At 48.1% G+C, this 19,963-nt stretch carries 17 protein-coding genes; 6 read left to right on the top strand and 11 right to left on the bottom strand.

Annotated features, from left to right (window positions below; translation table 11 throughout):
* Positions 1 to 262: 262 nt before the first annotated feature.
* Together AB4Y93_RS17835 and AB4Y93_RS17830 are read left to right on the top strand one after the other, a co-directional pair.
* Entirely contained in the window at positions 263 to 2,041 is a 1,779-nt protein-coding gene (locus AB4Y93_RS17835) for a cache domain-containing sensor histidine kinase (RefSeq protein ID WP_441894215.1), read from the top strand.
* A 13-nt stretch (positions 2,042 to 2,054) separates the two neighbouring features.
* Positions 2,055 to 3,644: a response regulator gene (locus tag AB4Y93_RS17830; protein WP_441894214.1), complete on the top strand. Its 1,590-nt coding sequence runs from the start codon at positions 2,055 to 2,057 to the stop codon at positions 3,642 to 3,644.
* 11 nt (positions 3,645 to 3,655) lie between these two features.
* Here the strand turns inward: AB4Y93_RS17830 and AB4Y93_RS17825 are convergent, their stop codons facing one another.
* The 4 genes from AB4Y93_RS17825 to AB4Y93_RS17810 form a co-directional block, all read right to left on the bottom strand.
* Positions 3,656 to 4,123 carry a hypothetical protein gene (locus tag AB4Y93_RS17825; RefSeq protein ID WP_441894213.1) on the bottom strand — a complete coding sequence of 156 codons (468 nt, stop codon included), beginning with the start codon at positions 4,121 to 4,123 and terminating at the stop codon, positions 3,656 to 3,658.
* 429 nt (positions 4,124 to 4,552) lie between these two features.
* The gene (locus tag AB4Y93_RS17820; RefSeq protein ID WP_441894212.1) at positions 4,553 to 5,392 is read right to left on the bottom strand and encodes a sugar ABC transporter permease; all 840 of its coding nucleotides are present in this window, start codon (positions 5,390 to 5,392) and stop codon (positions 4,553 to 4,555) included.
* Complete coding sequence (locus AB4Y93_RS17815; protein ID WP_441894211.1) at positions 5,389 to 6,702, bottom strand: carbohydrate ABC transporter permease; 1,314 nt, start codon at positions 6,700 to 6,702, stop codon at positions 5,389 to 5,391. The genes AB4Y93_RS17820 and AB4Y93_RS17815 overlap by 4 nt, the downstream gene beginning before the upstream one ends.
* An 88-nt stretch (positions 6,703 to 6,790) precedes the next feature.
* Positions 6,791 to 8,113 (bottom strand): sugar ABC transporter substrate-binding protein, encoded by a 1,323-nt coding sequence (locus AB4Y93_RS17810; protein WP_441894210.1) that lies wholly within the window; start codon positions 8,111 to 8,113, stop codon positions 6,791 to 6,793.
* 445 nt (positions 8,114 to 8,558) lie between these two features.
* On the opposite strand from AB4Y93_RS17810, the gene AB4Y93_RS17805 reads away from it, so the two are divergent.
* The 3 genes from AB4Y93_RS17805 to AB4Y93_RS17795 all read left to right on the top strand — a co-directional run bounded on the left by AB4Y93_RS17805 (position 8,559) and on the right by AB4Y93_RS17795 (position 11,293).
* Positions 8,559 to 9,593, top strand: a complete 1,035-nt coding sequence (locus AB4Y93_RS17805; protein WP_441894209.1) for a LacI family DNA-binding transcriptional regulator — start codon at positions 8,559 to 8,561, stop codon at positions 9,591 to 9,593.
* Positions 9,594 to 9,652: 59 nt separating this feature from the next.
* A complete protein-coding gene (locus AB4Y93_RS17800) occupies positions 9,653 to 10,087 on the top strand; it encodes a Dps family protein (protein WP_441894208.1) in 435 nt (144 codons plus the stop codon).
* Between the two features lie 339 nt (positions 10,088 to 10,426).
* The gene (locus tag AB4Y93_RS17795; protein WP_441894207.1) at positions 10,427 to 11,293 is read left to right on the top strand and encodes an alpha/beta hydrolase fold domain-containing protein; all 867 of its coding nucleotides are present in this window, start codon (positions 10,427 to 10,429) and stop codon (positions 11,291 to 11,293) included.
* A 72-nt stretch (positions 11,294 to 11,365) separates the two neighbouring features.
* Here AB4Y93_RS17795 and AB4Y93_RS17790 read toward each other — a convergent pair whose 3' ends face one another.
* The 4 genes from AB4Y93_RS17790 to AB4Y93_RS17775 all read right to left on the bottom strand — a co-directional run bounded on the left by AB4Y93_RS17790 (position 11,366) and on the right by AB4Y93_RS17775 (position 16,749).
* Positions 11,366 to 11,995, bottom strand: coding sequence for a fumarylacetoacetate hydrolase family protein (locus tag AB4Y93_RS17790; protein WP_441894369.1), 630 nt, complete (start codon positions 11,993 to 11,995; stop codon positions 11,366 to 11,368).
* 82 nt (positions 11,996 to 12,077) lie between these two features.
* Positions 12,078 to 14,045: an ABC-F family ATP-binding cassette domain-containing protein gene (locus tag AB4Y93_RS17785; protein ID WP_441894206.1), complete on the bottom strand. Its 1,968-nt coding sequence runs from the start codon at positions 14,043 to 14,045 to the stop codon at positions 12,078 to 12,080.
* A gap of 467 nt (positions 14,046 to 14,512) precedes the next feature.
* Positions 14,513 to 15,898 carry a class II fumarate hydratase gene (fumC, locus tag AB4Y93_RS17780; protein ID WP_441894205.1) on the bottom strand — a complete coding sequence of 462 codons (1,386 nt, stop codon included), beginning with the start codon at positions 15,896 to 15,898 and terminating at the stop codon, positions 14,513 to 14,515.
* A 182-nt stretch (positions 15,899 to 16,080) separates the two neighbouring features.
* Positions 16,081 to 16,749 (bottom strand): bifunctional 2-keto-4-hydroxyglutarate aldolase/2-keto-3-deoxy-6-phosphogluconate aldolase, encoded by a 669-nt coding sequence (locus AB4Y93_RS17775; protein ID WP_441894204.1) that lies wholly within the window; start codon positions 16,747 to 16,749, stop codon positions 16,081 to 16,083.
* 368 nt (positions 16,750 to 17,117) lie between these two features.
* Between AB4Y93_RS17775 and AB4Y93_RS17770 the strand changes: the two genes are divergently transcribed.
* Entirely contained in the window at positions 17,118 to 17,345 is a 228-nt protein-coding gene (locus tag AB4Y93_RS17770) for a hypothetical protein (protein WP_441894203.1), read from the top strand.
* A gap of 60 nt (positions 17,346 to 17,405) precedes the next feature.
* On the opposite strand, the gene AB4Y93_RS17765 is transcribed toward AB4Y93_RS17770, so the two are convergent.
* Genes AB4Y93_RS17765 through AB4Y93_RS17755 form a run of 3 tightly spaced genes read right to left on the bottom strand, consistent with a single transcriptional unit; the run spans position 17,406 to position 19,767 of the window.
* Positions 17,406 to 17,711 (bottom strand): Dabb family protein, encoded by a 306-nt coding sequence (locus AB4Y93_RS17765; protein ID WP_441894202.1) that lies wholly within the window; start codon positions 17,709 to 17,711, stop codon positions 17,406 to 17,408.
* 54 nt (positions 17,712 to 17,765) lie between these two features.
* On the bottom strand, positions 17,766 to 18,695 hold the full coding sequence (locus AB4Y93_RS17760) for a TauD/TfdA dioxygenase family protein (RefSeq protein WP_441894201.1): 930 nt from the start codon (positions 18,693 to 18,695) through the stop codon (positions 17,766 to 17,768).
* A 28-nt stretch (positions 18,696 to 18,723) separates the two neighbouring features.
* Positions 18,724 to 19,767, bottom strand: coding sequence for an aliphatic sulfonate ABC transporter substrate-binding protein (locus AB4Y93_RS17755; RefSeq protein WP_441894200.1), 1,044 nt, complete (start codon positions 19,765 to 19,767; stop codon positions 18,724 to 18,726).
* Positions 19,768 to 19,963 lie beyond the last annotated feature (196 nt).

Here is a 19,963-nt window from a genome sequence, read left to right as displayed (position 1 = left end):
ATGTAATATCTTAACCTCCTATTAGGAATATTTTAAGCAACTTTGGACTCAGCCCCTTCCTATAAAAAGGAAAACAATTGAAGTTATCGAATACAATCGAGTAAGCGGTTACAAAAGCGGTTGCTTTCGAAATATGAATCATCATGATGTCCTTTAAGAGGCCATTGTGGTGATAATTCATTGAAGATGCTTTCGAAGTATGAATCATCATGATGTCCTTTAAGAGGCCATTGTGGTGATAATTCATTGAAGGGGGTAGAACATGCAGTTCCGCAATAAAATGATTCTCTCCTTCTTCATCGTCATCAGTCTTACAGCGCTCATCATGGGTTACTCCTATTACCGTATGATGAGCCGCGAGCTCGAAGCTTCCACGCTGCAGGGTCTTGAGAAGATGACCACGCAGTCAGTCGATACACTGGATCTTCATTTCAAGACGATCTCCAATATTGGCTACAGCTATTTCAGCGATACATCCCTGCAGAAGTTTCTTGATGGTCCTCCCAATACCGACAATGAACAGTATTACCGCAACCGTCTTACCTCTCAGAAGCTGCAAAACCCTCTTATTTCGTTCATTTCCATAACCCGTTTAGACAGTCAGCAAATTTCCAGCTACTACTATTACAATAGAAACGTCAAATCACTTCTGGATGAGGAGCAGGCGAACCTGTTCGATAAAGCGCTCCAGATGGATGGCTTCCCCTTCTGGACTGTCTCGCATACGACCATCAGTACTACGGTTACGCCCGTCAAATCAATCAGTTATATTCAGCTGCTCAAGCGCATTACGATGAATGCGCAGCATCCAATCGGCTATATCAAGATCGATATCGACCCCGGCGTGCTGGATAAAATATTTCCTGGACTGCAAAAGGGCGACGCCAGCAGGTACTACATCGCAGACCGCTCCGGCCATATTATCTATACGCAGAATAAAGAGGATATCGGTAAGTCCATTGCGGGAAGCCCTTTGTTCGCGGCTTACAAGCAGACTACAAAATCAAATGATTACGTTAACTTCCGCTACGAGAACCGGAATAAAACCTATATCGGCTTTTACGAGCCGCTAAATGCCGGCGACTGGATCATGATCGGCAGCATTCCGCTCGATCAGGTGCTGAAAAAGGTGAACTCCTTCCGTCATACGCTCATCTTCATCGCCATGATCAGCTTTCTTACCGCAATGCTGCTCGCTTCTCTGATTGCCGCAGGTGTCACCCGCCCGCTGAAAGAGCTGAACAAAAAGATGAAGCAGGTGGAAATGGGCGATTTCGGGGCTACGATCGAGGTACAGGGCAAAGACGAGCTGTCGACCATCCAGCATAGCTTCAATATGATGACCGCTGAGATTAGTTCACTGATCTCCAAAGTGTATGAGACGGAGCTGCTGAAGAAAGAAGCCGAGATTAAAGCGCTGCAAACGCAGATTAACCCTCATTTCCTCTACAATACGTTAAGCACGATCGACAGCATTTCATCGATTGACGGGGACGAGCGAGTCTCTTATATTTGTATCGCGCTCGGAAGCATGCTCCGCTACAACTTGAATGGCGGTAGTCTAGCAACGGTTCAGGAAGAGATCACGCACCTTAATCAATATTTGTCCATCTATCAAATCAGGTTCACCAATCAGTTCGCTTACGAGATTGAAGTGGAGCCCGGCATAGAGGACATCATTATTCCTAAGTTTCTCATCCAGCCTTTAGTTGAGAATGCCATTATTCATGGCTTGGAGCAAAAAATCGGTAAAAAGACGGTACGCGTCACGCTTGGCAGTGTGGATGAATCCTCCTTGAAATTCCTAATTGAAGATAACGGGGTTGGTATGGATCCTGCCATGATTGAGCTTTTTCACCGCAAACTCAGCAATCCGAATGATATCGTGTCCAGGCAGTCATCACCCAGAACTATGATTGGATTAGCGAACGTATTCAAACGCATTCAATTGTACTATGAAAGCGACCCGCGGGTTGAAATCTCCAGTCAGCCAGGTGCAGGCACAAAGATTTATTTCGAGCTGCCGAAGCGGACTGCATGAAGGGATGAATCGGATGAAAGTACTTATTGTGGAAGACGAACCGCTGCTGCGGGAAGGTTTAATTCGCAAAATCGATTGGAAGACGCTTGGCCTTACGCTTGCTGGAGAAGTCGGCGACGGGTTTGAAGCGATGTCTCAGCTGGTCCACTGCCAGCCCGATATCGTCCTTACGGATGTGAGAATGCCCGGTATGGATGGACTCCAGTTCATTAACCAAGCCCGAGTCCTCTTCCCGAATGTGAAATTCGTCATCATTAGCGGCTTCAATGAATTCGAATATGTACGCGAAGCGCTGCTGTATCATGTGAAAGACTACTTGCTGAAGCCGATCGACAAAGAGAAGCTGCATGTGCTTCTTGCCGGCTTGGCGGAAGAGCTGCGAGCAGAGCGGCTGCAGGAAGCAGACCGTTCCAAGCTGAATGCGCTGGACGAAATGATTCGCCAGAGCCATTTGCAGCCGCTGGATTTCCAGCTTACACATCTGATTTCAGAGCAAGACAGCCACTTGGATGGACTTCCCTTGGAGCTCATTCGAAGCTGCTCGTTCGCAGGCGTATCTGTGCGTATCGTCTACCGCAACGAGACCTCCCGCTTTAAGGAGAACGAGGAGCCGCTTGCCCGGTTCGCCGTCCAGAATAGTATTGAGAATGCACTTGCTGCGCTCCCGATTGAAGTTATTGCGTTCAAGCATGCTTACCACTCGGAGGAAATTGTTGTCTTCCTCGCTTCTCAAAGGAGCACCCTCGACCTGGGACGTATTATAGAAACATTAACGCAGACGGTCGGTTGGATTCGCCAGCATCTTGGGCTTATCGTATCCATCGGCGTCGGCGGCGTGAAGGCAGAATTAACACAGCTTAGGCTCTCCTGTATGGAAGCAAGGAAGGCACTTCAAAACCGGCTGTTATTCGGAGGCGGCAACGTCTATACGGATACGGTTAACCATTCACCCGCAGCGGTGTTTCCGCTTCTTCATCAAGCGGAGCGTGGTTTAACCACCTTGCTGGAGGCTGGTCAGCACCGCGAATTTCTCGATTATGCCGCCCAGCTGTTCCATACTCTCGCGGAATCGCCTGACGCACGATATGACCACGTGGAATATCTGTACACCGAGATCATTCATATCCTCCGCAAACACGCCGCCAAGACGGCCTTCGAGCTGCCGAACTGGAATCTCGGCACACCTATCGCGAGCCTAGAGAGCTTTACGGACTGGCGCGAAATTATTGCGATTATTGAACAACAGCTCGAGCGGCTGAGCAGCGTACTAAACAGCGGCGCCGAGCGCTCAAGTGATGATATTATTGAAAGTGTGCAGCAGTATGTGCTGCAGCATTACGACGAAGACTTGTCCCTGCAATGGGTAAGCGAAAAATACTATATCCATCCCAACTATTTCTCAAAGCGATTTAAGAACATTGTCGGCATCAGCTACAACGATTACGTAACGCGGGTTCGCATCGAACGGTCGAAGGAGTTGCTCCGGACCACGACGCTGAAGATCGCGCGGATCTCACAGCTGGTCGGGTACGAGGATCAAGGCTACTTCTGCAGCGTGTTTAAAAAAGTGACGGGCGTTAGTCCGTCGGCGTACCGGATTTGAATCGCGAGTATTCAAATCCGTTCTTTTGACCGGGTACGTATCAGGGTGATAACCGATTGAATTAGCAGCATCAGCAGAATGCCGCTAAGAAACGAGTAGAAGTTAATATAGTTCGTATTCGTATACTGATTTAACCAACCAAATTCATTAACTTGGCCGTCAATTTGTTCATTAATTCGTGAGGCATTATCCATTTGAAGCAAGATCGATACGGCCAAAAATGCGAGAAGCATGAGAGGAATCCCTATCCCCTTTCGGCGCTCCAGATATCGCTCACGATGTACAATAAGAGCAATCCCTATTAATAGAAGCAGATACACCGGCAATTCAATAAACCACAAAATGATTACGGGATTCCCATTGCCCGAGATACCTTTGCCTGGCTCCATCTCAATCGTAAATAGATTCACGAGAAAGATGAGGATCAGGTTGATGAACAGAACAACCAGCGTTGCAATTCTGAGTGATTTTGTATTCACCGCTTCAACTCCTCTCACCAACCAAATATATCCATTTTATATTAGACCATAGATAATTAGTTTACCGCATTATCGTACGATTCAATCCCTATTTGTCGAAAACACAACCGTATCTCCCCATTCCTACCCTGCCACAGACTGTATTTTGTACAGCGTAATGGTGCACCAAGGCAAAGAAACTAAAGCTACATTGGATATCATCCAGCAGAATCTGCTCATTGGAGGCGAATGAGCCAAAGTTGGCGCTAGTTACTGGTTGGAATCCAACATAGCCCACATGTTCTACATTCGATTAAAGTTAGATTGGATGAAATCCAACCCCCCACTCAGTTCGATCTTTAGTAGGGATTCTCCTTAAACTAAAAAACCAGCCCTCTAAGAGGGCTGGTCAGAACGACTTCAATATGACACTGCTTGCTCTCGTCATCCTTATCCTTTCGAAGCACCTGCGGTAAGCCCCTGTACGAGGAATTTCTGCAGGAAGACGAACAGCAGCGTAATTGGAACGGCAATCAGGACGGCACCTGCGGCGAACATCGTAAAGTTCGAGTTCTGATACGAGCTGACCAGATCCCACATGCCGACGGCAAGTGTCCAGTTCTCTTTGGAACGCAGCACCAGCCGGGCGAAAATAAAATCTACCCATGCTCCAGCAAAAGTCGTCAGCGCCACATAGATCAGAATTGGACGGGCAAGCGGCAGCATAATCCGGTAGAAAATCTGCAAATGATTCGCTCCGTCAATCCGCGCCGACTCATCGAGGCTGCGCGGAATGGTATCAAAGAAGCCTTTAATAACAAAACCGTTCCCGAGGACAGAACCTGCGGAATAGACAATGATAATCGCGGTATGCGTATCAAGCAGGTTCAGCTGAAGCAGGAAAATATAGACCGGCACAAGGCTCATAAAGCCAGGGAACATACCGAGGACGAGCAAAGATGTCAGCATTGTTTTCCGCCCCTTGAACCGGAAGCGCGACAGCGCGTACATACTAATCGTCGATAGGAATGTCGAGAAGATCATGGACAGGACAGCGATTTTGAGCGTATTCAGGTACCATCTGCCATAGAGAAACACCTTAGAGTGAAACAGTTCCGTGTAATGCGATAAGGTGAACGACTTCGGAATAAACGAATCACTGTAGAGCGAAGTGCCCGGACGGAAGGACGACAGCAGTACCCAAAGCGCGGGGTAGATGCAGCAGATCGCAATACAGGTGAGAACCACGTAGCTAAGCACCAACCGAATATACCTGCTTCTAGATTTCATTGGATCATGTCCTCCTCTTTGAACGACTTCGTACGGCGGTAGTTAATGATGGAGAATGTAGCGATAATGATGAAAATAATAATACCAATCGCCGAAGCCATATTGAATTGGCTGTTGTTCAGCGTCAGTTTGTACAGCCACGTAACAAGTAAGTCCGTGCTGCCTGCATATTGATATTCACCGTTCAGCGGCTCGCCGTTCGTCAGCAGGAAGATCAAGTTGAAGTTATTAATATTGCCTGCAAATTGCGTAATAAGAATCGGCGCTGTCGTAAACAGAACAAACGGCAGCGTTATGATACGGAATTTCTGATAGCCCGAGGCTCCGTCCACTTCAGCCGCTTCATACAAGTCCCTTGGAATAGCGGTAAGAACGCCAAGAATCAGAACCATCGATACCGGAATACCAACCCACATATTAACGAGAATCGCAGTCGCCTTCGCCATAGTCGGATCCGTCAGCCAAGGCAGCTTGCCAAATCCGAAGTAAGACAGGTATTGGTTGATTGGTCCAAACTGGCCATTAAACAGATTACGCATGACAAGCAGCGAGATCATCTGTGGAATAGCGTAAGGCAGGATGAAGACCGTCCGCCAAAGCTTTTTAAACTTAACATCCTTTTGCTCAATTAAGAGAGCTACGAGCAGACCACCAAAATAGCAGGTTACCGTCGCCAGCACTGCCCAGATTATCGTCCACGTAAATACGCCAAAGAATGTTCTGCTCCACGACTTGAGCGTCAGCAGATCGGTAAACGTCTTAAAGCCGACCCAATCGACCAGCTTGGCTGGCGGGATATGTTGAGGCAATGAGTAGTTCGTGAAGGACAGCAGAATCATGAAGACGATCGGCATAATTGTTAAGAACAATACGCCAAGGCCTGGAATGCTCAGCAATAAATGCGGGAACTTACGATCCCATACATAGCTGATGGATTCCCGGAAGTTCGCAGCCTTTCCGCCTTGTTCTCTCTTCTCCCCCGTACGATACGCATCGCGGATATTCATAATGTAAATGACAATAAAAAGGGCAAGCAGCAAAATCGTAATAAGACCGTTAATCATGAGGAAGATCGAATGATCCCCTTTGACTGTCTGATAAATCTTCCCAACCTTCACCATCTTAGATGGAGTATCACCAAGCGTCCAAATCCCCCAAATATCCTGTGCCAAACGCGGAATGAAATAAGTAAGCGATACCGCTTCAATAACAAGCAGCAGAAGACCTTTTATATATTGCCTGTTGTACAGCTGACCAAGCCCCAGTGATAACGCTGACAAAATAGCAGCAGTATTGCGGCGGCGATTCATACCCGTGCACTCCTTCCCATAGCTTGCGCCCGCCGAAGTCGAAGTCGCTTCAGCGGGCGAGCCATCTATCTCTTATTTCGAAAAACGATTATTTCGTCGTGCCTTTAGCTGCCTCTTGTACTTGAGTTACTGCATTGTCAAGAGCTGCTTTTGGATCTTTATTCTCGTTCCAAATGTCAGCAAGCGCTGCACCCATTGGATCCCATACACTGCCCATTTCCGGAATGGATGGCATTGCTTGCGAGTTCACGAATTGAGCTGCGAAGCCGCTCGAGATCTCATCCGCTTTGAAGGTTGGATCTTCCATTGCTTCTTTGTTTGCTGGAATGGCACCAGTCAGAAAGTAGTCTTTCAGCTGACCTGCTTTAGAAGAGATGAAATTCGCGAACAGACGTGATGCATTCGGGTATTTCGTGAACGAGTTAACGTACCAAGCTTTTACGCCGGAGAACGAAACTGCTGGTTTGCCGTTTATTGCAGGGATTGGAGCTACGCCAAAGTTAATGCCAAGGTTTTTGAAGTCGGCAACTTTCCAAGGACCTGTAATCGTCATCGCAACCGATTTGTCTGCGAATTTGCCTTGGATAATATCAGCCGAAGCATCACCGGATTTGATTGGCAGAATTTCTTTCAAGGATTGGAAGTATTTCAGGCCTTCTACTGCACCATCGTTGTTCATACCGATATCAGCAGGGTTTGTGCCGTTCTCACCAAACACGTAACCACCTGTCGATGCGAAGAAGATGTAGTTGAAGTACAAATTGCCCATTTCCCACATGAACGCATATTTATTGCTTGCAGGATCATTAAAGGTTTTCGAGAATGTCTTGATGTCATCGAATGATGCCGGTGGTGTTTGTACCAGATCTTTGTTATAGAACAAAGCATATGTTTCTACCGAACGAGGGTAGCCGTACAGGATACCGTCCGTCGTTACTGCGTTAACAGCTGCTTCTGCATTTGCTTGTTTTGTCTCATCTTCAAAGAAATCGTTAGGAAGAACGAGGCCTGCAGCTACCGCTTGACCAAGGTTGTCATGCGGGAATGTTACAACATCTGCGCCGATACCGGCAGGACCGTCAGTCGTCAGCTTTTTCACTTGATCCGGTGATTCTACTTCTTCGATTTTTACCGGAATGTTATATTGTGCTGTGAATTCCTTTGCCATCTCTTCTACAAAGCCACGTTCGTTCTTCGAATCCCATACTGTGAGCGTTGCGCCTTCTTCAGGCACGATGCCTTCTTCAGTTGGTGCTTCACTTGCATTACCCGCGTTGTTTGCAGAAGCTTCTTCCGTTGCAGCAGGAGCATTAGTTGCCGCAGAGTTGCCATTGTTGTTATTGTTGCCCCCACCACAGGCAGACACAATGAACAAAGCAGTGATCATCGTCGATACAAACCATTTTCTCATTCTTAAAGATCCCCTTCCGTAATGTCTGACTTGGAAAAAACGCTTTGTGCGCCGATTAGGCTCCTTTTTCTACGCCTGCTGTTATCGTTGCAGTCTATAATTAGCTTGTGCAAACGTTTGTCTAACAGGCCGCAGAAAAATAAGGGAACGCATCGTTTCCATTTAAAATTAGCCTTATTCACGCCAATTTCCGCTATGAAAGCGTTATATCCACGAATTCATCATACAACAGCCCCTCTCGTTTGTTAAAACGTTTGCACAGATGATCTGCGCAAGCATTCTTAAAGTTATCTCGTGATTCCTTCGTTTTTCGCATTTTTCCCCAATATTTCATCTTTTGTTCATCAAACCTCAAGTCAGACAGTTTACTTTAAACTGCCGTTCAAGTAACATTAATGCATAGAGTTCAAACGATTGCATAACAGGTAAGGGGATCACGATAACGATGGTAACCATTAAAGATATTGCAAGAGCTGCAGGAGTCTCCCCTTCGACAGTGTCGCGGGTGGTGTCCAATCATCCCCGCATCAGCAAGGAGACTACCGCCAAGGTTAAAAAGATCATGAAGGAGATGGGTTATCATCCAAACGTCATGGCTAAAAGCCTCGTGTCAAAGACAACGAAGACGTTAGCCATTATGCTTCCGCGTCCAGCAGAAGAGCTGTTCCAGGACTTCTTCTTTGGTGAATTATTAAGAGGAATATTAACCCACTCTACTAGAGCCGGTTACGATATGCTGTTAACAACAGCAACAAGTGCACATGATGAGACAGAGACCATCTCCAGACTCGTATTCGGCAGAAGAGTTGACGGAGTGATCCTGCTGTCTGCAAGGGTAAACGATCCGCTCATTCGTCATTTGAACCAGCAGGACTTCCCGAGCATTCTGATCGGCAGAAGCGATGAAGAAAGCAGCCATATGATGACCGTCAATAACGATAACGTGCAGGCTGCTTATGATGCGACACAACATCTGATTAAGCAAGGCCATTCACGTATCGGCTTTGTGAGCGGACCAACGAATTTGACCGTTTCACATGATCGGATGGAAGGTTATAAGAAAGCGATGCGCGAGGCTCGGCTGCCGATGCAGTCAGAATGGATTGTGGAAGGCGAATTCCTGCAGGAAAGCGGCTTCCGTGCGATGTCCTTTATCATGGGGCTACCGGAGCGCCCTACCGGACTTGTCGTTATTGATGATGTCGTTGCTTTTGGCGTGTTACGTGGATTGACCGAAATCGGCTTTAAAGTTCCGGATGATATCAGTCTTGTCAGCTTCAACAATATTGCTTTGTCTGAGCTTGCGACTCCACCCATCAGTTCGGTTGATATCGGCACGTACCAGCTTGGCTATACAGCCTCCCAAATGCTGATCCGTCTTATTTTAGACGAGCCTGTTCATCAATCTCATGTCACGATTCCGCATCGGCTGATTGTACGGGAATCTTCCGTTCATTTGGCAGCCAATCGCCCCCTCTAAGGCGTATGTAATTCCTTTCCTGCGTACACACTATTGTCTAGGAAAGGAATGAGGAACCTATGACCCAAACAAATGACGTTCTGAACAAACAAATTGCCAACTGGAGCGTCCTGTATATTAAGCTGCATAATTATCATTGGTATGTAAAAGGAACTCAGTTTTTCACCCTGCACGTAAAGTTTCAAGAGTTCTATGAGGAAGCTGCTCTGCATGTCGATGAGCTTGCCGAGCGGCTGCTTGCCTTAAAAGGTGCGCCAGTTGCTACAATGGCAGAATACGTAAAGATCGCCAGCATTAAGGAAGCTAGCGGCAGCGAATCAGCCACCCAGATGGTCGAGACATTGATCAGCGACTTTACCACCGTTATTACAGAATTAAAGCAAGGTATGGAAATTGCCCAAGGAGCCGGTGATGAGACAACCGCCGACATGCTGCTTGCGATTCATACTACACTCGAGAAGCATGTATGGATGCTGACCGCTTTTAACACTTAAATATGCTAGAATGTAACCCCGCCGAAGCTTAGTTTGGCGGGGTTTTGTTTTGCTGCTGGGCAAAACCGCTGGCTGTCGCCGAGTTAAGACCCTGCGAGGGTCTTATTGAGTACCGAATGGCCAGATTTTAATCCAATAAGACCCCGACAGGGTCTTATTCAACTCCAGATGGAGATTGGATGGGCAAAGCCGCTGGCTGAGGCTGAGTTAAGACCCTGCAAGGGTCTTATTATGCAATGAGTTGGACGTGGCGAAGCGGCCGAATGAGAAACTTGAAACATTTGCCAAGCTTCACTGAGATCGTATACAATTGTATACATCAAAGGAGGAATAAACAGCATGCCAATGGAAAAGATCAATACGAATGATATTGAACGAAAATGGCTTAACCTTCCTTATTACTCCGAATCCCCTGCTCAACAGCTTGATATTTATTTGCCAGAGACTGGCGACGGACCCTTCCCGGTCATTATGTCCATCCATGGTGGAGCGTTTAAATTCGGCGATAAAGCTGATATGCAGCTGAAACCTATGCTGAAAGGCTTAAAAAGACAGTATGCGGTTGTCTCTATCAATTACCGTTTAAGCGGTGAAGCTATCTTCCCTGCCCAAATTTATGATGTAAAAGCAGCCATCCGGTGGGTAAAAGCGAATGCTCATACGTACCATCTCAATGCCACGAAAATCGCTCTTTGGGGCGGTTCCGCCGGAGGTCATCTGTCTTCTCTTGCAGGCACTTCTGCGCACGCTTTTGAGCTAGAGGACCTTAGCATGGGCAACTCTGATTACTCCTCTGAGGTGCAGGCGGTTGTTGACTGGTTTGGCCCAACCAACTTCCTCACGATGGACCAGCTGTTCATTCATAGCGCCGTTGCACCACATCAGGTGCACATCGCTTCCGACTCCCCAGAATCTCTACTTATTGGACAGACCATTACAGAGGCTCCCGAGAAAGTAAAGGCGGCCAATCCCGAAACCTATATTACGGAGCAAACCCCTCCGTTCCTCATCCAACATGGCACACATGATCCACTTATCCCTACGGAGCAGTCCGTTGTCTTTTATGAGAAGCTTACTGCTGCAATTGGTGCAGATAAAGTGAAGCTGGATCTGCTCGAGGGAGCCGGCCATGGCGGCAAAGAATTCGAGACCGCAGATAATGTTAAGCGAGTTCTGAATTTTATTGATCGTTATTTAAAGGCTTAGACAGCATTACCAAACATACACTGCAAAAATAAAAGCGGCATGCCCGATTCGGCATACCGCTTTCTATATGAACTAAATCAATTTGATTGTGCAGCTGGCTGCTTTTTCGCCGCTCCACAGCGCTTCAAGCACGTCGCCGTCATGCAGGGCGGCTACGCCAGCAGGCGTGCCGGTAAAAATAATATCGCCGGCGCCAAGGCCATAACGCGAATCGATATGCCGGACTAACTCGGAGATGCTGAACAGCATATCACGCGAGTTACCAATTTGCGCTTGCTCGCCGTTGCGAAGCAGGGCGAAATCTTGCGCCTTCAATGCTTCTTCACCCGGATACGCCATCCATTCACCAAGCGGCGCGGAAGCTTTGAAGCCTTTGGCATCCAGCCAAGGCTGGCCTTTTGCCTTCAGCTTACTTTGCACATCACGAAGTGTCAGATCAAGTCCAAGCGCAAGCCCATCAATAACATCATCCGGCTCCATACCAGGCTCAAGGGAACGGGAAATCCGCAGTACCAGCTCCAGCTCAAAGTGAACTTCCCCACGACCACCTGGAATTTCAACCACATTACCGTTCATTGGAATAACTGCATGGGAAGGCTTCGTAAAGACGAGCGGCTCCTCCGGTACTTCATTACCCAGCTCAAGCGCATGCAGACGGTAGTTCCGCCCGATGCAATATATGTTTCGAATATCATTTGCCATCATGAAATCCTCCTCCAAACAATTATCTCGTGCTTTTCGTGATAATCCTTACTTCGTAAGCAAAATCCTATTGCTATCCTGACTAGCCCTTCTTCTGGGCGGCAATCATTTCGGCGAGCTCATTAAGCTCCGTCCACCGGTCCATCAATTGCTCGAGCTTCTGCTCCAACTGTTGCTGCTCTTCAATTAATTGCTGCAGCAAAACAGAATCACTGCCTGCGTTATTCATCTTATCTGTAACAGAAGCCAGCTGCTCTTCTGCTTTCGCGATCCATTCATCAATTTGCTCGTAATCCTTCTGATCCTTATAGGACATACGTGTTACACGATCACCGGAAGGCCTGCTGCCGCTGTCTGCGGCAGCAACACTTGTCCCTGCAGCTGGTTTAACCACCGTCGCTGCTGGTTTGCCGTTTCCTGCCGAAAGGCCGGATGAGCTTCCAGCGCCGCCAAACTTTTCGACGTACTCCTGGTATTCGGTATAGTTGCCCACATGCTGCGTAATGACGCCTTCTCCTTCGAACGCGAAGATCTTATCTACCGTCCGGTCCAGGAAGTAACGGTCATGGGATACAACGAATACGACGCCCGGGAAGTCATCAAGATAATCTTCCAGAACAGATAACGTTGCGATATCCAGATCATTGGTTGGTTCGTCCAGCAGCAGGACGTTAGGTGCATTCATCAAGACACGTAGCAACTGCAAACGACGCTTCTCACCGCCGGATAGTTTGCTGATAATCGACCATTGCATCGCAGGCGGGAAAAGAAACCGCTCCAGCATTTGGCCCGCTGAGATCGTTGTACCATCTGCCGTGCGTACCTGCTCCGCATCTTCGCGAATATACTCGATCACACGAAGCGACTCGTCCATTTCTTCATGTTCTTGCGAGAACCAGCCTATCTTAACGGTCATACCCAGCTCAATTGCCCCTTCATCGGGCTGCAGCTTGCCTGTAATGAGGTTAAGTAAAGTGGATTTACCACTGCCGTTACGGCCAACAATTCCAACACGATCCTCGGGCACTGCGATATAGCTGAAGTCCTTGATGAGGGTACGATCACCAAACCGTTTGGTGACTGACTCCATCTCTACGATTTTTTTACCCAGCCTCGTCGAGGCAACCGATACATCCATTTTGCCAGATGATTGCTTAGGAGCCTGCGCTTTCAGATCTTCAAACCGGTCAATCCGGGCTTTCTGTTTGGTTGACCGGGCTTTCGCTCCACGTCTGATCCAAGCCAGCTCATTACGAAGCAGGTTCTGACGTTTATCTTCCGAAGCCGCTTCCCGCTCTTCGCGCTCCACCTTCAGCTCAAGAAACCGACTGTAATTGGCTTGATAGAAATAGGCACGCCCTTTGTCCAGCTCAATTACGCGGTTGCTGACCCGATCCAGGAAGTAGCGATCATGCGTAATCATAAGCAAAGCGCCTTTGCGCTTCTGCAGCATACCTTCGAGCCATGCAACGGACTCATTATCAATATGGTTGGTAGGCTCGTCCAAAATAAGAATATCAGATGGCTGCAGCAGCGCCGCTGCCATCGCAACACGTTTCCGCTGACCACCAGAGAAGGTATCTACTTTATCGTCGAAATTCAGAATGCCCAGCCGGCCAAGTGCCGTCTTCGCTTCACTTTCGAGCGTCCAAGCATCAAACTCATCCATCTTCTGATTCGCTTTGATGAGCCGATCCTGCAGTGACTCATCACTTGGCTTAAGCTCAAGCGCCTCAAGAGCAGCCGCATACTCGCGAACTGCGCGCAGTTGAGGCGAGTTACCGCCAAGCACATGCTCCAACGCTGTTTCGCCGGGTGCAAATACCGGGTCCTGTGCAAGCATCCGGACAACCACACGGTTGCCAATGGAGATTCCGCCAGCATCCGCAGGCTCAAGCCCTGCGATTACCTTCAGAAAGGTTGATTTACCTGTACCGTTTACACCAATAATGCCGATCTTATCTCCATCCTCGACGCCAAAGGTCACGTCTTCGAAGAGCATCTTCTCGCCATAGCTTTTCGTTATATGTTCAACTGATAATAAATGCATGAGGGAACCCTACTTTACATCCAAAATGTGCAGCATCCCGCAAGGGCATCTGCCATCCGTATCATACCATATTCCACCGTCCGCTGGCACCCGAGGCAATCATGCAGCCGAACTCCTTCACACTGTATGCCAAGCTAGTTCTCATCATTCAAGCTTAACGATGCTGTGTAGTGTTAAGTAAATCAAGCCGCCACCTTCGGGCCACCTTAACGATGGCACACACATCGTTAAAAATAGACAAAACAGCCATCTTCGGGCGATTTGCCCACTAATCCAACCTCTTAACGATGCGGCGCATCGTTAAGCTCCTCAAAATGCCGCCTTCGCGCAACCTTTACGATGCCGTACATCGTTAAGCTACTCTTAACGTGGTCTGGATAGATAGATGGCCAAGTTTAAGCCCCTATAGAGCCCGCCTTAAACAAAAAAAACAAGCTCCGAATTCTCGGAGCCTGCCTCATCTAAAATTAACGTTTGCCGACCATAGCTTCCGGTTTCACGTATTCGTCGAACTGTTCCGAAGTAAGGAGGCCGCTTGCGATCGCGGATTCTTTCAGCGTCAGTCCTTTTTTGTGCGCGTTTTTCGCAATGGCTGCTGCATTCTCGTAACCGATGTATGGGTTCAGAGCCGTAACCAGCATCAACGATTGATCCAGGTTACGCTTGATTACTGCTTCGTTTGGCTCGATGCCAACTGCACAGTTATCGTTGAATGAGATCATGCCGTCCGCCATCAGAGCAACGGATTGCAGGAAGTTGTAGATAATAACCGGCTTGAATACGTTAAGCTCGAAATTGCCTTGGCTAGCTGCAAAGCCGATTGTTGCATCGTTGCCAAACACTTGGCAAGCTGCCATCGTCAGCGCTTCGCTTTGTGTAGGGTTTACTTTACCTGGCATAATCGAGCTGCCTGGCTCGTTCTCTGGAATCGAGATCTCGCCGATGCCGCAGCGCGGGCCGCTTGCCAGCCAGCGAACGTCGTTGGCAATCTTCATCAGATCGGCCGCAAGCGCCTTAACTGCACCGTGTGCGTACACGATTTGATCATGGCTTGTCAGCGAGTGGAATTTGTTTGGAGCTGTAATGAATGTTTTGCCTGTCAGAGCAGTAACTTCTGTTGCCACTTGAACAGCAAAATCAGGATGAGCGTTCAGGCCTGTACCAACTGCTGTACCGCCAAGCGCCAGTTCGCGCATGGTGTCTACGCTTTGAATCAGCATAGCGCGAGTTTTCTCAAGCATCATGTGCCAGCCGCTGATTTCTTGGCCAAGCGTAATCGGCGTTGCATCCTGCAGATGCGTTCTGCCAATCTTCACGATGTTATCAAATTTCTCCATTTTCTCTGCGAACGTACCCGCAAGGACATCAATGGCTGGAATCAGTTTATCTTCTACTTCAACAACACCTGCGATATGCAGAGCTGCCGGGAATGTATCATTCGAGCTTTGCGAACGGTTCACATCATCGTTAGGATGGATGCGCGCTGCGCTGCCGCGTTCAGCAAGCAGCTGATTAGCACGGAAAGCAACCACTTCGTTCACGTTCATGTTTGTTTGTGTACCGCTGCCTGTCTGCCATACAACAAGCGGGAACTGCTCATCCCATTTTCCAGCCAAAATCTCGTCAACTGCTTCGCCGATCACGCCCGATTTCTCCGCATCGATCATGCCAAGCTTTTGGTTCGCAATTGCTGCAGCTTTCTTAATGATCGCCATAGCGTATACAACTTGAATCGGCATCCGTTCGCCGCTAATTTTGAAGTTTTGCAGGCTGCGCTGGGTTTGAGCTCCCCACAGCTTGTCTGCAGCAACCTTAATCTCACCCATTGTATCTTTCTCAATCCGGTATTCCATGTTCTTTAACGGCCTCCTTCGTTATTACATGCACATAGTACTACTTTATACAAAATCACCTGGTCATTTCAATACGATTACCGCTTCATATCGATGCCGGGACGGCATAATTCATAAATTCAGCATACATGAAAAAGCCCTGAGCGGGGAACAAACCCTCCTCACTCAGGACGTTTCGAGTCTTACAAGCCTTTCGCGCTGCGATAAGCTTCCATATATGCGCTTGCTTTTTGCTCGATTAGTGAGAAGTCGCCAGTTGCTACTGCATCCTTCGTCAGGTCAGAACCGATACCAACCGCTACTGCACCTGCTTTGATCCAATCCTTCAGATTGGAAAGCGATACGCCGCCCGTTGGCATAATGTTTGCTTGCGGCAAAGGACCTTTGATCGACGGGATGATGCTAGGCGAATACAAGTTGCCAGGGAACAGCTTGACCACATCAACACCAAGCTCAAGCGCGCTTTGAATTTCATGAATCGTCATCGTGCCCGGCATTACGGGAATCGCATAACGGTTGCAAAGCTTAATCGTATCCGGGTTAAAAGCAGGTGCCACTACAAATTCCGCGCCAGCCAGAATAGCAGCACGAGCTGTCTCCGGATCTAGCACCGTACCAACACCAATAATTGCAAAGTTATCCGAGTCCGGCGAAGCCGTGCTGGAATACTCTTTGGACAGCTGTTCAATCGCACGAAGCGCGAACGGCACTGTCATTGTAATTTCAATCGCCTTAATTCCGCCTTTAATAGCACGGCGTGCCATCTCTGCTACTTCCTCCGGTGAATCCGCACGCAGTACGGCAACGACACCTGCCTCTGCTAATTGCCCAAGTACTTTCAGCTTCTTCATGAATAATGACCTCCCATAGTCATAGGTGAAATAAACGCAAAAAGATTGAACATTCCCGCTCCATTATAGGCACATATCCATAATTCGGACAAGCCTACAAGTGAAAAACGGCTGTCCCATCCATAGGAGGGGCAGCATACGTTTCGCGAGTGAAATAGAAGTAGAGTATAATTGAAGCTTATATTTTTAAAAATCTGGTTCCGTTTTCGCTTGTAAGCGGATACTTATAATATAGTCTAGCGTAAACGGCTGTGCCGTCCTCAGGAGGAGCAGCCTACGTTTCGCGGATGAAATATAAGCATAGTAAAAATGAAAATTTATACTTTCTTATATTTCCCCTCAGTTATTTCAAGAAAGGAATGATTCTCATGACAACGCCATCTGCTTCCCACCTCATTACGCCAGGATCAACCCTTTTCTCCCTCATGACCCGCCATAAAGGAAGTCTTATGACCGTATCGACAACCGCCGGTATGGAGCAAGGCATTCTGACGGCATTTGATCCCTCTTATTTGACACTTGTTACCGATACGAACCAAACCAGATACGTGCTGGTCATGAATATTGCTTCCTTTTCCTTTGAACCCGCCTACTAATGCAAAAAGAGGGTGTCCCAAGCGGCCTGTTCAGACCTCGTGAGACACCCTCCTATTGTTCTAAACTTCCGAATAATCGATCTCGAGGAACGCTTCGACTTCCTTCTCCCAGCGCTCAGCTACAAAGCTTACATGCAACGGATGCACATTATAGGCCTCGTAAGCCGCCTGATCTGAGAACTCCATCGAGAATCCAAACTTATAATCATTCTTGGGGCTTACTTGCCGGAATACCCGGAACTTCGAAACAACAGGAATGGAGCTGAGAATCGCCTTGCCATCCTCCAGAAACTTGCGCTCCTGCTCAGAACCTTCTTCATGCTTCAATGTGAAAATAACGGAATGCTGGATCCAAGATGTCGACAATTGCTTCCTCTCCTTCAACGCTTTGTTAAGGCCAAGCCTGCCTTAAGTATATAATTAATAAGGACGGTCGCCAATAATGGAAATCCGTTCCGCCACACGGCGGTTTGGATAATAATCGGATGAGGCATAATGCTGCGTCGAACGGTTATCCCATAACGCTATCGAATTCTTTTTCCAATTGAAACGTACTTGATATTCCGGAATCTCCGCTTGTCTGAACAAGTACTGGAGCAGCTCTTCCCCTTCTTCCTCGTTAAGCCCAACGATTCGTGTAGTGAATACCCGATTGACAAACAGCGTCTTGCGTCCAGTCTCCGGATGTGTTCGGACAACCGGATGTTCTGCAGCAGGGAACTCCGCTTGTTTCTGAGCGAGCAGCTCTGGCGGCATGTTCCGTCCGAAGGTTGGCGTAAAGTCATGAATTGCTGTCAGACCATTAATACGCTCTTTCACCTCTTCCGGCAGGTTATCATATGCAGCGCCCATGTCCGCCCAAAGGGTATCCCCGCCTTGTGGAGGCACTTCGGATAAACGGAGCACCGCGCCAAAGGACGGCTCCAGTCGCCAAGACACATCCGTATGCCAATTGTTCTCTTGGCCCTTCATGTTTGCGTCTTTCTCGAAACGAGTAATTTCAGCGGCTGCACCTTTTGGCAGGAACGGATGATTCTCAAGCTCACCCCATTGTCTTGCAAAATCCAACTGCTGCTGGCTCGTAATATCCTGCTCGCGGAAGAAGAGCACCTTCCACTCCAGTAATGCACGATGCAGTTCAGCCTTCACCTCCGCCGATATCTGCTCTCTAAGGTCCACTCCTTCAATCTCAGCACCGATCACCGGGCCAAGCGGCTTCAATGTGAATAATTCATAGGGACGCTCTTCAAGGCCATCAGCCAAACGCTGCAAGAAACGTGGGCCGCCTTGGATTTGGCGCTTCGAGAAAAGATCAAATTGACGGGATGTGTCGACTGTTGATTGAGTCATGGATAATCGCTCCTTTAATTTGTAATATTTATTGGGACAGCTTCTCAAGATAGCTAAACGCTACATGGTCCTGGAAGCTAACCTTATTTTTAATGAAGCCGTTGCTGAGCAAGAGCTCCGCCGACTTCTGCTGCGCATCCAGCTCTTCTTGGGTATACACTCGAAGATTAGGGGCTGAGCTTGCAAGCAACGCCTTAACGACACCGGCATCAATCTTCTTCAGATCGGCATAGATTTGAACCGCTTCGTCGGTATTAGCGTTCTGCCAATCAATGGCTTGTTTGTATACCTTCAAAAACGCTGTGACCAGGTCCGGATTCTTCTCAGCAAATTCCGATCTTGCTATGGCAGATACCGGCGCTGAGATCCCTTCCTCCGCTCCCGCAATAACGGTTGCCTTACCAGATGCCGTTTCCTTTGTCGTATAAGGATCCCAGGTTACCCAGGCATCCACCTTGCCGGTCTCGAACGCAGGCAATGCATCCTCTGGCTGCAACGCGATAAGATTAACATCCTTATCACTCAACCCATGCTTCTCAAGCACCTTCAGCAGAAATACATGTGCCGTCGTACCTTTTGCAACTGCCACAGACTTGCCCTTCAAATCCTCAACCTTTGAAACCCCTTTGTCCTTTGGCACGATAATCGAATTCGCAAGCTTGCCATCACTGACCAGCCCAATGATTTCGAAGGGCAGGTTCGCCGACAAACCGGAGATCGTTGCCCCATCTCCCAGGAAGGAGAGATCTACCCGCTTCGAGGCGAGCGACTCCAGCAGTGGAGGACCGCTTTGGAATTCACTCCAGCTTACCTCTGCATTCAGCGGCTTGAGCTCTTCCTCCAGCCAGCCTTTTTGCTTGGCCAGAAGCAGCGGCGACAATCCGCCGTTAATTGCAACGTTTACGGTAACATGCGGACGATCTGTTGCTTCAGCCGCTGGTGCTGCTGCCGATTCTGATTCGGACTTCTCGTTCGAAGCCTTGCTGTTACTGCCGCAGCCTGCCAGCACCGATACCAGTGCAATAACCGACAATGCCGTAATCGTAAGTGCTCGTAACTTGTTTCTCTTCATAAGCTCCATCCCCTAACCTTAGTTTACTTATCTACTTAATCGGATTTAGAGAATAAAAAAGATTCGATTTCATAAACGCCCTGTAATCAGGTGGACGGTTATAAAATCGAATCTCCGGTGAACCAGTCGATTCTCTATTCTCTTGTTATGCGACAAACTGATAAAATGATCAATTTGTCATTTGGTGATTCTGATA

The organism is Paenibacillus sp. YAF4_2 (assembly GCF_052113225.1).
Classification (GTDB): Bacteria; Bacillota; Bacilli; order Paenibacillales; family Paenibacillaceae; genus Pristimantibacillus.
This window is presented reverse-complemented; position numbering and strand designations above follow the sequence as displayed.